At 60.7% G+C, this 13916-nt stretch carries 11 protein-coding genes; 7 read left to right on the forward strand and 4 right to left on the reverse strand.

Going from position 1 to position 13916, the window contains the following annotated elements:
• Positions 1-6 precede the first annotated feature (6 nt).
• Positions 7-1362 (reverse strand): inorganic phosphate transporter, encoded by a 1356-nt coding sequence (locus HNW77_RS02795; protein WP_172155168.1) that lies wholly within the window; start codon positions 1360-1362, stop codon positions 7-9.
• Between the two features lie 113 nt (positions 1363-1475).
• On the reverse strand, positions 1476-1703 hold the full coding sequence (locus HNW77_RS02800; RefSeq protein ID WP_172155170.1) for a hypothetical protein: 228 nt from the start codon (positions 1701-1703) through the stop codon (positions 1476-1478).
• Between the two features lie 259 nt (positions 1704-1962).
• On the opposite strand from HNW77_RS02800, the gene pstC reads away from it, so the two are divergent.
• From pstC to HNW77_RS02825, 5 genes are all read left to right on the forward strand, one after another.
• The gene (gene pstC, locus HNW77_RS02805) at positions 1963-2940 is read left to right on the forward strand and encodes a phosphate ABC transporter permease subunit PstC (protein WP_172155172.1); all 978 of its coding nucleotides are present in this window, start codon (positions 1963-1965) and stop codon (positions 2938-2940) included.
• A 14-nt stretch (positions 2941-2954) separates the two neighbouring features.
• Complete coding sequence (gene pstA / locus HNW77_RS02810; protein ID WP_172155174.1) at positions 2955-3851, forward strand: phosphate ABC transporter permease PstA; 897 nt, start codon at positions 2955-2957, stop codon at positions 3849-3851.
• On the forward strand, positions 3848-4645 hold the full coding sequence (pstB, locus tag HNW77_RS02815; RefSeq protein WP_172155176.1) for a phosphate ABC transporter ATP-binding protein PstB: 798 nt from the start codon (positions 3848-3850) through the stop codon (positions 4643-4645). Before pstA ends, pstB begins: the two co-directional genes overlap by 4 nt.
• Positions 4646-4662: 17 nt before the next feature.
• Entirely contained in the window at positions 4663-5358 is a 696-nt protein-coding gene (phoU, locus tag HNW77_RS02820; RefSeq protein ID WP_172155309.1) for a phosphate signaling complex protein PhoU, read from the forward strand.
• A gap of 116 nt (positions 5359-5474) precedes the next feature.
• Positions 5475-6521 (forward strand): aldo/keto reductase, encoded by a 1047-nt coding sequence (locus HNW77_RS02825; RefSeq protein WP_172155178.1) that lies wholly within the window; start codon positions 5475-5477, stop codon positions 6519-6521.
• 477 nt (positions 6522-6998) lie between these two features.
• On the opposite strand, the gene HNW77_RS02830 is transcribed toward HNW77_RS02825, so the two are convergent.
• On the reverse strand, positions 6999-7964 hold the full coding sequence (locus tag HNW77_RS02830) for an alpha/beta hydrolase (protein WP_172155180.1): 966 nt from the start codon (positions 7962-7964) through the stop codon (positions 6999-7001).
• 293 nt (positions 7965-8257) lie between these two features.
• Here HNW77_RS02830 and HNW77_RS02835 point away from each other — a divergent pair, with 293 nt between their 5' ends.
• Entirely contained in the window at positions 8258-9154 is an 897-nt protein-coding gene (locus tag HNW77_RS02835; protein ID WP_172155182.1) for a fructose bisphosphate aldolase, read from the forward strand.
• A 74-nt stretch (positions 9155-9228) separates the two neighbouring features.
• Here the strand turns inward: HNW77_RS02835 and HNW77_RS02840 are convergent, their stop codons facing one another.
• Positions 9229-10710, reverse strand: a complete 1482-nt coding sequence (locus HNW77_RS02840; protein ID WP_172155184.1) for a sugar porter family MFS transporter — start codon at positions 10708-10710, stop codon at positions 9229-9231.
• A gap of 1015 nt (positions 10711-11725) precedes the next feature.
• On the opposite strand from HNW77_RS02840, the gene tkt reads away from it, so the two are divergent.
• Entirely contained in the window at positions 11726-13846 is a 2121-nt protein-coding gene (tkt, locus tag HNW77_RS02845) for a transketolase (protein WP_172155186.1), read from the forward strand.
• The last annotated feature ends 70 nt before the right edge of the window (positions 13847-13916 follow it).

The raw sequence follows: 13916 nt of genomic DNA on the forward strand, positions 1-13916 counted from the left end.
CGCGCCTTACCAGCTCAGCATGTAGAACAGGCTGGCGGCGATGGTGATGGTGACAGGCAGGGTAAAGATCCATGCCAGCGCGATCCTGACCAGCATGCCCCGGTTGATGCCCGAGCCCGAGCCGAGCATGGTGCCCGCGATGCCGGCGGTAATGATGTGCGTGGTGCTGACCGGCAGGCCGGTATAGCCCGCCGTTGCGATCAGCCCCGCACCCACCAGTTCGGCCGAGGCACCCTGCGCGGGGGTGAGGTGCGTATTGCCGATCTTCTCGCCCAGCGTATGCACGATGCGCCTGTAGCCGATCATGGTGCCAATGCCCAGGCACAGCGCGCTGAGCAGGCGCACCCACCACGGCGCATATTCCACCACCGGGCGCAACTGGTTGCTCAGGGTCTTGGCGGTGGCGCGGTCATGGGCCGAGGCTTCGGCGTTGAGCGAGACGGCCTTCAGCCCGGCCACTACCTCATACAGGTCGGCGCGCAGTTGCGAGGGCACGAGCGCATCGGGTGTGGTCTGGGTCAGGCGGTTGACCGAGGCAATGGCTTCCTCGCGCAGGCCGTCATGGTCGTATTGCGTGATCAGGGGGGCCGCATCGGTGGCGTATTGGGCGATATGGCTGATCTGGGGCGTGCTGTCAGGGGCAAGGGCAAAGGTTGCGGGCAGGATGCCGATGATGGTCAGCATGATCAGGCCGATGCTTTTCTGCCCGTCATTGCTGCCGTGCGAGAAGCTCACGCCGGTGCAGGTCAGGATCAGCAGGCCGCGCACCCAGCCGCGGGTCGGCTTGTCGCCCTGCGGCGGCTGGTAGAGTTCGGGGTCATGCACCAGGTGCCTGATGATGAAATACAGCCCGCCCGCGCCAATCAGCCCCAGCAGGGGGGAGATGGCCAGCGCGCGTAAAATCTTCCAGATCTGTGACCAGTCAACGCTGTTGCCGATGGCGCGCGTGTGCAGCAGCGCATCGCCAATGGCAATGCCGATCAGCGCACCAATGACGCAGTGCGAACTGGAATTGGGGATGCCGAACCACCAGGTAAACAGGTTCCACGCCAGCGCCGTGCCAAACAGGGCAATGAGCATGGGCACCGCCGGGTCGCCATTGGGGGGCGAGAGCACATCGGCAGGCAGCAGTTCAACAAGACCGTAGGCCACGCTGATGCCGCCAAGCACCACGCCCATGAAGTTCATTAGCCCCGACCAGATTACGGCGGTGCGTGGCTTGAGCGATCTGGTATAGATGACGGTGGCAACCGCGTTGGCCGTATCATGAAAACCGTTGACGAATTCAAATATGCAGACCAGCGCGAAGCACAGGACCAGCGCCAGGATGGAACCGGTTGAATAGGGTGCGAAATGAAGCATGAAACAACACCAAAAGTTATTTTCATGCCTATTTAAATAAAAATTTCCTTAAAATAAATAATACTCATTCTTATTTAATATAATGTTCATATTCCTGAATATGGAATACTGTTTCAGGCATAGCGCCGGGTGGTGTCCATGCCGCGAGCGGGCCTGCCGCGCCCGAGGCGGAAGCGGGTGCGCGCGCGGGCCACCGCATCTTCATAGGTGGGGAGGATATCGCCATCCATCTGCGTCACGCGTTCATGCATGGCGCGGAAGGTATAGGGTTCATCGGGGCCATCCTGAAACACGATGCCAATGAACACGCCATCGATTTCAATAACGCTGGATTCAAACATGAGGCTCGTTCCTGCCTGTCTTTTGCTGGGCGGACCGTCTTGCCAGCCTGCCCGTTGCGGGTGCTATGCCGCATTTTTCCGCGTGGCTTCAACCCGAAATATGTGAACTTTATATGACGTGCCGCAAGTAGATATCAGGCATACATGCATGTAATGGCAGGTGTCATAAAAACTTCATGAAAAATGTCGCACGTTATTATTGTCACGAGTCAGTCAATTCGCTTAGTGCTGCATTCATGTCATGCATATCAGGAACTCCATGATGGAAATGCCATCCACCACCGCAGGCCAGGGGGCGGCCGTGTCCGGGCGCAGCACAGGGGGCAATGCGGGCGATATCGCCTTTGGCGTGCTGGCCCGGCTGGCCGGGTGGTCCATCCTGCTGGTCATGGCGGGCATCATCATCGTGCTGGTCAGTGGCGGGTGGCAGGCTTTTGCCGCCTTCGGGCCGGGGTTTATCACCAGCACGGCATGGAACCCCATTTCACACAATTTTGGCGCGGCGACATCGATTTTCGGCACGCTGGTCACCACGGTCGTGGCCCTTGTGTTTGCCGTGCCCTTCGCCTTTGGCGTGGCCTTCTGGCTGGTTGAAATGGCGCCGCCAGCCCTGGCGCGCGTGATCGAGACGGCCGTGCAGCTTCTGGCCGCCGTGCCCTCCATCATCTTCGGCATGTGGGGGTTCTTCATCGTGGTGCCGTTCATGGCGCATTATGTCGAGCCCGTGGCCACGCGCTACCTGGGCCATGTGCCGGGCATCGGCCTTTTGTTCCGTGGCGCGCCCTATGGCACGGGGCTGCTGACGGGCGGCCTCATCCTGGCCATCATGGTCACGCCCTTCATCTGTTCGGTCATGGCTGATGTATTTGTCTCCATCCCCGCCGTGCTGAAGGAAAGTGCCTTTGGCCTGGGCGCAACCCGGTGGGAGGTGATGCGCAAGGTGGTGCTGCCGTGGTCGCGCCAGGCGGTGATGGGCGGCATCATGCTGGGCACAGGCCGTGCCCTGGGCGAGACGATGGCCGTGACCTTCGTTATTGGCAACAGCAACCGGCTGGGCTGGTCGCTGTTTGCGCCGGGCAACACCATCGCCTCGCTGATCGCGCTTGAGTTCCCCGAAAGTTCGGCCGGCAGCCTCAAGCTCTCGGCGCTGCTGGCGCTGGGTGCGATCCTGATGGTCATTTCATTCATTACCTTGGCCTGCTCGCGCATGTTCCTCCAGCGCGGCCTCAAGAACTAGGAAAGTAGCCTTACATGTCAGCCCAGAAAGTACAGGCCGGGGCCCCTGACGGGTGGCAGCGTGGTGGCGCGCAGGCCGTGCGCCGCAGGATTGTCGAGCGGCTGGTCAACGTGCTGTGCGCTATCGCCACCGTGGTTGTCCTGTTCCTGCTGTTCTCCATTTTATGGACACTGGTCACGCGCGGGGCGGCAGGGCTGTCGCTTGCAACCTTCCTGCACAGCACGGCCGCACCCGGCAGCGGGGGCGGGCTTGCCAACGCCATCGTGGGCAGTTGCGAGCAGACCCTGCTGGCCGCGCTGCTTGGCACGCCCGTTGGCATGCTGACCGGCATCTACCTTTCCGAATTCAGCCATGACGGGAAGATCGTCTCGTTCGTGCGCTTTGTTTCGGACATGATGCTGTCCGTGCCCTCCATCCTTGTCGGCCTGTTCGTCTATCTGGTGGTGGTGGAGCCTGCGGGGCATTTCTCGGGCATTGCGGGCACGCTGGCGCTGGCCATCCTGTTCATTCCCATCGTGGTGCGCACGACCGAAGACATGCTGCACCTCGTGCCCCGCGCCATGCGCGAGGCCGCCTACGCGCTGGGCGCGCCGGGGTGGCGGGTGATCGTGAGCATCTGCCTGCGCGCGGCGCGTGGCGGCATCATGACCGGCATCCTGCTGGCGCTGGCCCGCATCTCGGGCGAGACGGCGCCGCTGCTCTTTACCTCGCTTGGCAACCTGAACTGGTCCACCAACCTCAACGCGCCGATGGCCAGCCTGCCTGTCACCATCTACCAGTATGCCGGTTCGGCCTATGATGACTGGGTGCAGATGGCCTGGACCGGCGCGCTGCTGATTACGGTTGCGGTGCTGGCAACCAACATCTTCGCCCGCTGGTGGCTCTCGCGTAATGGAACTGCATCATCATGAATACCCTCACCATGGATAACAGGCCCGCCCAGGCCCGGCTGGCTCCGGCCATCGCCATTCGCAACCTCGATTTCTGGTATGGGGAGAACCACGCGCTGCGCGGCATCTCGCTTGATTTCCCTACCCGGCAGGTGACCGGCATGATCGGGCCTTCGGGCTGTGGCAAGTCAACGCTGCTGCGCATCCTCAACCGGATGTATGACCTCTACCCCGGCCAGCGCGCCATGGGCGAGGTGCTGTTTGATGGCCGCAACATCCTCTCGCCCGGCATCGACGTGAACGTGCTGCGCTCGCGCATCGGCATGGTGTTCCAGAAGCCTACGCCGTTCCCCATGTCGATCTATGACAACATTGCCTTTGGCGTGCGCCTGCATGAGCGCCTCTCACGCACCGAGATGGACCAGCGCGTGGAAAACGTGCTGCGCCGCGTGGCCCTGTGGGGCGAGGTCAAGGACCGGCTCAATGCCTCCGCCGCCGCCCTTTCTGGCGGGCAGCAGCAGCGCCTGTGCATTGCGCGCACGATTGCCACCCGGCCTGAAATCATCCTGCTTGATGAACCGACCAGCGCGCTCGACCCGATCTCGACCGCGCGGATCGAGGAACTGCTGGATGAACTCAAGCAGGAATTCTCGATCGCCATCGTCACCCACAACCTCCAGCAGGCGGCCCGCTGCGCGGATCGCGTGGCCTTTTTCTACATGGGCGAACTCGTTGAGGTGGACACGGCAGACAAGATGTTCACCGCCCCGCATGAAAAACGCACCCAGGATTACATTACCGGCCGCTTCGGTTGATGACGAAAGACGTGATGATGCCCCAGGAATCGATGCACACTGTCCAGAGTTACGAACAGGAACTTGAACAGCTCCGTTCGCTCATCAACAAGATGGGCGGCATGGTCGAGCGCCAGGTGGCGCAGGCCATTACGGCGGTGGTCGAGCATGATGAGGTCGCAGCCCTCGATGCGCCTGAAATGGACCCCCAGGTCGATGAACTCGAGCGCCAGACCGAGGCGCTGGTCATCCGCCTGCTCGCCCTGCGCGCGCCCATGGCAGGCGACCTGCGCGAGGTGGTGGCGGCGCTGAAGATGTCGGGCGACCTGGAGCGGATCGGCGACTGCGCGGCCTCGATCGCGCGCCGGGCCATGCGCAACGAACTGCTCTCGTGCCCCATATCGCTCACGGGCCTGCACAGCATGGGCCGGCTGGTGCAGGAAAACCTGCGCCGCACCATCGATGCGATGGACCAGCGCGACCCCGAACTCGCGCGCATTGTCTGGCAGTCCGATACGGCGGTGGATGAGCTTTATGTCTCGCTGTTCCGCGAACTTGTAACCTACATGATGGAAGACCCGCGCAATATCGGTCCATGCACCCATCTGCTGTTCATTGCCAAGAACCTTGAACGCATTGGCGACCACGCCACCAATATTTCCGAGCGCGTCTATTACTCCGTCACCGGCAACATCCTGCCCATCATCCGCCCCCGTGGCGGCACGTTTGACTGAAGCCGCCGCCTGACCCCTGCCTGGCCGGGCGCGATTGCGTTGCCGTCCGTCTTTTGCAACACTTGCTCCTGACGGGCGGCCCGTGCCGCGCTCCCATCAACCAGGCAGGTTTTTACATGCAGCAACGTGAACTCGGTCGCACTGGCATCATGGTCAGTGAGATCTGTCTCGGCACCATGACCTTCGGCCAGCAGAATACGGAAGCCGAAGGCCATGCCCAGCTTGATCTGGCGCTGGATCACGGCATCAACTTCATTGATACCGCCGAACTCTATTCCATCCCGCCCCGTGCCGAGACCCAGGGTGCGACGGAAACCATCATCGGCACCTGGCTCAAGGCGCGTGGCGGGCGTGACAGGCTGGTCATCGCCAGCAAGGTGGTGGGGCGCGGCACATCGCCATGGTTCCGCCCCGGCGGGGAAGAAACCCGGCTGACGCCAAGGCAGATCCGTTACGCGCTGGATGGCTCGCTGCGTCGCCTCGGCACGGATTACATCGATCTGTACCAGCTGCACTGGCCGGACCGTGAGATCGGGCTGTTTGGCGGCGGCGGCAACACATTCACTTCCCTGCCCGAGACGGATGAGGTACCCATTGCCGAGACGCTGGGCGTGTTGGGTGACCTGGTGCGCGAGGGCAAGATCCGCCATGTCGGCCTCTCTAACGAGACGGCGTGGGGCGTTTCGCAATATCTGGCCGAATCCCGCCACGGCGCGCCGCGCGTGGTGTCGATCCAGAATGCCTACAACCTGATCAACCGCACCTTCGAGATCGGCCTGGCCGAGATCGCCCTGCGCGAGAAGGTGGGCCTGCTGGCCTATTCGCCCCTGGCGCAGGGCTACCTTACGGGCAAATACCTGGGCGGCGCGCGGCCTGCCGGCGCACGCACCACGCTGTTCAATCGCGGCCAGCGCTACGAGAAGCCGGGCGTGGAGGAGGCGGTCAGCGCCTATATCGCGCTGGCAAAAGCGGAGGGGATCGACCCGGTGCAGATGGCCATCGCCTTTGTCACGTCCCGCCCGTTCGTGACCTCAAACATCATTGGCGCGACCAGCATTGACCAGCTCAAGACCATTCTGGGTTCGGTTGATCTGGTGATTACGCCGGAACTCGAGGCCAGGATCAACGCGATCCATCAGGTGCATTGCAACCCGGCCCCCTGACCGGTTCTGCTTGTGATGGGCATGGCCTGATGCCGCATGGCCTTCCCCCAGCGGCCAAGGCGGCTCAAAAAGGGGGCACGGGGAACGCGGCAAGGCTCGTGAAACGCCTGGCCGCCTACGGAGGTGGCTGAGGCACCAGGGTCTGCGTCGCCGCGGATGGTCATGGCAGGACACTTTTTGTCCGGACAGGCACACGAATGGCCGTGTGCCGACGTCCTGCTTGATGGCCTGCCATACCCATCGATCCATATCGTCCGTGATCGCGGGGATGCCACGCATAAATTGCGTGACTGGAAGCGGGGATTTCGCCCCCTCATGCCACCACGGCGCAAAGAGCAGTCGCCTGTCCCGGAGGGGTGTACAGGCACCGGAATCTGCCCGGAAACCTGTAGGCAGGGCGCAAGGAATGGCGGGCTGACGGAGAAGGCAGCCGCATCCTGCTTCTCCGGCGGCATACAAGCGCGTGAGGCCGGATTTTCAAAAAGAGTCTGGGGAAATGGCGCGTTTCAGGGCGGTGAAATAAGAGTTTCTGAATTGCCTGCTCATGGGGGCGTCGGGAATGAATACGTCAAAGACGTGATAGGCACCGGGAATGACACAGACCTCCGTCGGCACGCCAGCGGCCATCAGGCGCCGGGCATATTCCAGGTCCTCGTCCAAAAACAGGTCCAGGGACCCTACGCCAATATAGGCAGGCGGCAGTCCCGTCAGGTCCGTTGCACGAAAGGCCGCCGCATATCCGGCAATGCCTGGGCTTCCGGGCGTTTTACCAAGATAGGCGTTCCATGCGTAATGATTGGCGGAACGCGTCCAGATATATTCGCCCAGGGCGGGCGATGGCATGAGCGTTGTTCCGGTCCGGTCATCCAGCATGGGATAGATCAGTAGCTGGAAAAGAACCCTGATTTCCGCCCGGTCGCGTGCAAGCAGGGCAAGGCAGGCCGTCAGGCCGCCACCTGCGCTATCTCCCCCGATAACCAGGCGGTTCTGGTCAATTCCCAGGTCACTTGCATGGTCATGTGCCCATTTCAGGACGGCGTAACAATCCTCGATTGCCGCAGGGTAGGGGGCTTCCGGCGCCAGGCGGTAATCAACCGAGAAAATGACCAGACCCAGTTCGCTGGCCATCTGCCGGCAGCGTGCATCATCGACCTCCGGTGTGCCACTTACAATACCGCCGCTATGGATATAGACCAGCGCAGGGGCATTCGGGTGATGGGCCACGGGCCTGTAGGTTACAACCGGAACAGCAGGTGCGCCTGCAGGCCCGGGCACGTGGCACTGCTCAACCCTGACGTCAGGATATTCCGGCACCTTGACGCTGCGGATTGCGGAAATGAATGCCTTGCGTGTCGCGCCCAGGGTCTCATCTGAAAGACCGTCAAAGGAGGGCAGGACTTTCAGGGCCGCGCGAAATTCCGGAGCGACGGGATTGTGAGGCATGACAGTTTCTCCGCGTTATCGTTATCCTCACGATAGAAGGCATCGGGGCAGAAGCATCATCACGTCCAACTGATTGAACAGAAAGTGTTATTCAGGGAATTCAGGCTTATGGGTCCGGGAGGGGCTCATGCGGGCGTATTGTTTCATGGAGCAATATGCTTGTATGCGTTTTTTGTATTTATTTTTATTCACCTATATTTTATATTATTAATCAATTAGGGTGCCTGGAATCATATATGCTAAGCACTTATCGCCACGGTCACATATGAATACAAAGCATGGGACAAATAAAAATGCCTGTTGAGCAGATGCGCAAGAACATGTCGGAAAATGCGGGCTTTATCGCGGCCCTGGATCAGAGCGGAGGGTCCACGCCGGGCGCGCTGCGGCATTACGGCATAGCTGACAGCGCCTACAGCACCGATGCCCAGATGTTTGCCCTCATGCATGCAATGCGGGTCCGGGTCATGACTGCCCCGGCCTTTACGGGCAGGAAGATCCTCGCCGCCATCCTGTTCGAGCAGACCATGAACGGAGTGGTCAATGACACGCCCGTTCCCACCTATCTGTGGAAGGAAAAGGGGGTTGTCCCGTTCCTGAAGGTGGACAAGGGGCTGGAGCCCGAAGCGGGCGGCGTGCAGGTGATGAAGCCCATTCCCACCCTTGAGGCCATGCTGGACCAGGCGCTCGGCAAGGGCATTTATGGCACGAAGGCGCGCTCGGTCATCCGCCTGGCCGAACGCGAGGGCATTGCCGCCATCGTGAAGCAGCAGTTCACCCTGGCCGAACAGATTGCAGCGCGCGGCCTTGTGCCCATCATGGAACCCGAAGTCCTGATCAAAAGCCCGAACAAGGCAGGCGCGGAAACGCTGCTGCATGATGAACTCCACCGTGGGCTGGATGCGCTGCCGGGTGACTATCAGGTGATGATCAAGGTCTCGATCCCTGAAAAGGCTGATCTTTACCTTGACCTGATCAAGCACCCCCGCGTGCAGCGTGTCGTGGCGCTGTCCGGTGGGTACCCGCGTGATGAAGCCTGCCAGCTTCTGGCAAAGAACCATGGCATGATCGCCAGCTTCTCGCGTGCGCTGCTTGAAGACCTGCGCTACGGCATGACAGATGCGCAGTTCGATGCGGCTCTTGCAAAATCCATCGACCAGATCTTCAAGGCTTCGACGCAGAAGGCCTGAGTTCTTCATCTCAAACAAAAAACGGCTTCCGGAACGAAACGGAAGCCGTTTTTTTATCTGCCCGCCGCTCTCTTTCAGGCAGATGGACGTGGGGAGACCTTTCCATCCTGCGGCATGGAACGCGCGCCCAGGTCACGCAGGGGCCAGCCCGCAAGCAGGTGCGATTCAATATTTTCCAGCGAAACCCCTTTGGTTTCCGGCACGTAAAACAGCGTGATGGCGATAAACAGGGCATTCATGCCAGCAAACAGCCAGAAGGTATGGGCCTCGCCCAATGTGTCGAGCACGCTGAGAAATGTGTTGCTGACCGCCCAGTTGGTTGCCCAGTTGGTAAAGGTGGAGCACACAATGCCAAAGTCGCGACCGCGCAGGGGCTGGATTTCAGCACATAACGTCCAGACCAGTGGCCCGGCGCCAATGGCGAACCCCAGCACAAACACCAGCAACGACCCGACCATGGCGATCTGGGCCGTGGTGTCATGCCCGCCATATTCAACCAGCCCGCCTGCCAGCAGCATGCTGCCTGTCATGATGGCGCAGCTGAGCAGCAGCAGCGGCCGACGGCCCCAGCGGTCAACCGTCACGATCGCGACACAGGTGGCGACAAGGTTGATCAGGCCGATCAGCGCCGTGGCCCAGCCTGCGGCGGATGCGCCGAAATCGGCGGCCTGAAAGACTTTGGGCGCATAATACATCAGCACGTTGATGCCGGTAAGCTGCTGCATGATCTGCAGCACGATGCCCAACCCGACCGAGCGGCGGAAGTTGGCGTTGTTGCGGAAAAACGAAAACCCTTCCGACTTGCCCCGGGTCAGTTCCGTGGCGATATCGGAAATTTCCCGGTCAGCCTGCTGCGGGCTGGGCCGCAGGTACCGCATCACCGTGCGTGCACGCAGCTTTTCCCCCCGCATCATGAGCCAGCGCGGGCTGTCCGGCAGGAACAGGCAGCCAATGAGGAAGACGGTCGCGGGCACCGTCATGAGCCCGAGCATCCACCGCCAGTGCGCGCCATTGGCCAGCACCCCATCGGTCACGTAGGACAGGAAGATGCCGCCCGTCATCATCAACTGGTAACACGCGATCATCGACCCGCGCTGCGCCACGGCCGAGACTTCGGATATGTAGAGCGGCGCCGTAAAGGCTGCGATCCCCACCGCGAAGCCCAGGAAAATCCGGCCGATGATGAGAACGGTGACGGATGGCGCCAACGCGCTGATCAGGGAGCCGACCAGAAAAAGAATGGATGACCCCAGCAAAGCGCGCCTGCGCCCAAAACGGAACGAGATTGTCCCGGCAATCAGTGACCCCACGGCCGCCGCCGCCATCATGGAGGAGACGATCCATTCCTGCGTGCGGGGCGATGCATTGAAATCCGTGCCGATAAAGCGCAGCGCGCCCGCGATCACCCCGGTATCGAGCCCGAACATGAGGCCGGCAAGGGCCGCCAGCACCCCTACCACAATGGCATGTCCCGTAGCGGGCGTGGCAGGGGCGGGTGCCTGCCCCGGTGGGCTGGCATGGATCGTGGCGCGGGAGAGCAGGTCTTCTTCGGGCATGCGTGACACCTTTTCTTTTTATTTATTGGAATGCGGCGGTTCCGCTACATGATGGGAAAGGTCCGGCCCGGCCAGCGTAAACGGTCGGGTCAGTACAGACGCTGATATCCATGCATCAATGCATGGTTTGCCCCCTGCTGAACAACAGATATGAACCCGGTCGCCAACATTTTTCTGTGACCCGGATATCTAGAATTTTTATATAAATCGAAGAAAAACCTGATAATGGCGACAAAGGGCTATTTATCGGCCCAATATCCGTCACTTTCAGTGCTCTGGATGGGAAAATTCCTTATTTAAGGGTGTGTCGAACATTATATGTGCAATCCGTATTGCAGATATAAGTAACCAGATTCGTCATGTCATAAGAACGGCGCGCCTGATTGAATCGACTCCATGAGCATATTTTATGTTTACATATGTTATATCCGTAAATTCTAAAAAACATTCGAATCTGGCTCCCGGTTATTTCTTAAATTATGCGATCTTGCACATATTTTTGTGTACAGGAGCGATATCCGGGCCTGTTCCATGGTGTCCGGCCCAGCCTGTACGCGCCTGTGTTTTCCCCTTCGGCTTCTTGCTGGAAATGGCCGGAAACAGCTAATTTTTACGGATTGACGCATATTGTCACATTCCCATAACAGCATATAAAAAATGTATGACCATGCGCGGAAAGAATAAATGCGTATCAAGAACTCGTGAATGAGCAAGGCTGGCATTAGGGCAGGATTGGGACTTCAATGCAGGAACTGCCGCGCCGGACATGACGGCCTGTTCCATGTGAATGAACCGCAGGACTGAATCAATTACATCCAGCCCCCGGGTTATATTGGAAAGATGTCAGCGCATCAGTCCCTGGACTGTCACGGATGGCAGCAGGGTAATGGATCTCGGCACAGATATGTGACGTACGTGACATGCGGGCATGACAGGATGAAAGCCGTCCCTTCATGCAGTTTCATGTAACGCCCGGAACTCACAGGGCTGGCCGTGACAATGGAGGACGGTTTTCATGCGTTCATTATTTCCCTGTCCCGTATGGGCACCTGATGGTGCTGGCACTGCACCGGTGGATATTGATACCCTGTGCATCAATACAATCCGCACACTGGCTATGGATGCGGTGCAGAAAGCCAATTCCGGCCACCCGGGCACGCCCATGGCGCTGGCCCCGCCAGCCTATGCATTGTGGCGCGAGGTCCTGGACTATGATCCCGCCAACCCCCTGTGGCCCAACCGCGACCGCTTCGTGCTGTCGATCGGTCATGCCTCCATGTTGCTGTATGCGCTGATCTACCTTGCCGGTATCCGTGATGTGAAAGACGGGCGCGTTCTGGCGGACCAGCCATCGCTGCGCCTTGCGGATATCGAGCAGTTCCGCCAGCTCAATTCCCGCACGCCGGGCCACCCGGAATACGGCCACACCGCAGGTGTCGAGACCACGACCGGCCCGCTGGGGCAGGGGTGTGGCAATTCCGTCGGCATGGCCATTGCCCAGAAATGGCTGGCCGCGCATTTCAACAAGCCCGGTTTCGACCTGTTCACCTATCACACCTACACATTCTGCGGTGATGGCGACAACATGGAAGGTGTGTCGAGCGAGGCCGCATCCATCGCGGGCCACCTCAAGCTGGGTAACCTGACATGGATCTATGACAGCAATCATATTTCCATCGAGGGCAATACCCGCATCGCCTTTACCGAAAGCGTGCATAAACGCTTCGAGGCCTATGGCTGGCATGTGCTGGAACTCAAGGATGCGAACGATACGGGTGATTTCCGCCGCCTGCTCGCCCAGGCGAAGGCGGAAACATCCCGCCCGACGCTGATCATCGTGCATTCCATCATCGGCTGGGGTTCGCCGCACAAGGCGGGCACGGCAGCAGCGCATGGCGCGCCCCTGGGTGTGGAAGAAATACGCGAAACCAAGAAATTCTACGGCTGGCCGGAAGACAGAAGCTTCTATGTGCCCGAAGGCGTGCCGGAGCACTTCCGGCAAGGCATCGCCACGCGCGGGGCCGCGGCGAGCAAGGCCTGGTACGACCTGCTGGCCCGTTACCGCACGGCCCACCCCGACCTTGCGGCCGAACTTGACCTGATCCTGGCCGGAAAGCTGCCTGAAGGCTGGGACCGCCAGATCAGCGATTTTCCGACCGATGAGAAGGGGCTTGCCTCCCGCGCCAGTTCCGCGACCGTGCTCAATCAGGTGGCTGCCTGCTACCCGTGGATGATCGGCGGATCAGCCGACCTTTCGCCTTCTACCAAGACCCACCTGACATTTGATGGCGCCGGTGATTTCCAGCCGCCGCAATGGGGCGGCACCTATGGCGGGCGTAACCTGCATTTCGGCGTGCGCGAACATGCCATGGGGTCGATCTGCAACGGACTGGCGCTGTCCTGCCTGCGGCCCTACTGCTCCGGCTTCTTCATCTTTTCCGATTACATGAAGCCACCCATCCGCCTTGCAGCACTCATGAAACTGCCGGTGCTGTATATCTTCACCCATGATTCCATCGGGGTGGGGGAGGACGGGCCGACCCACCAGCCGGTCGAACAACTGGCCCAGATTCGCGCCACGCCGGGCGTAACCCTGATCCGCCCGGCAGACGCCAATGAGGTGGCCGAAGCCTGGCGCACCCTTGTTCCGCTGGTTGATCGCCCCACCGTCCTGGTGCTGACCCGCCAGAACCTGCCCACCATCTGCCGCAAGACCTATGCCCCGGCCACCGGCCTGGCAAAGGGCGCCTACGTGCTGGCCGACAGCAGCCCCGGCACGCCTGATGTCATCCTCATGGCAACGGGCAGCGAAGTCGGGCTGATCGTGAAAGCTTTCGGGCAACTCAAGGCCGAAGGGGTCCGGGTCCGTATCGTCTCCATGCCGTCATGGGATCTGTTCGAGGCCCAGCCCCAGTCCTACCGCGACAGCGTGCTGCCGCCCGATGTCACCGCCCGCGTGGCAGTGGAACAGGCCGCCCGCCTAGGGTGGGAACGCTATGTCGGCCTGCAGGGGGCGACCATCGTCATGCATGGCTTTGGCGCGTCCGCCCCGGCGGGTGAACTGGAGGTCAAATTCGGGTTCACGGTGGACGCCGTCCTGACCGAAGCCCGCCAGCAGCTTGCCGCCCGGCGCTGACCGCCCGCCCAACCATAATTGCGACAGCACAGCCACCACGCGCCGGGTGGCTGCCAGCAACACATGAAGG

Origin of the sequence: Komagataeibacter melomenusus (genome assembly GCF_013155395.1) — a bacterium.
GTDB classification, from domain to species: Bacteria; Pseudomonadota; Alphaproteobacteria; order Acetobacterales; family Acetobacteraceae; genus Komagataeibacter; species Komagataeibacter melomenusus.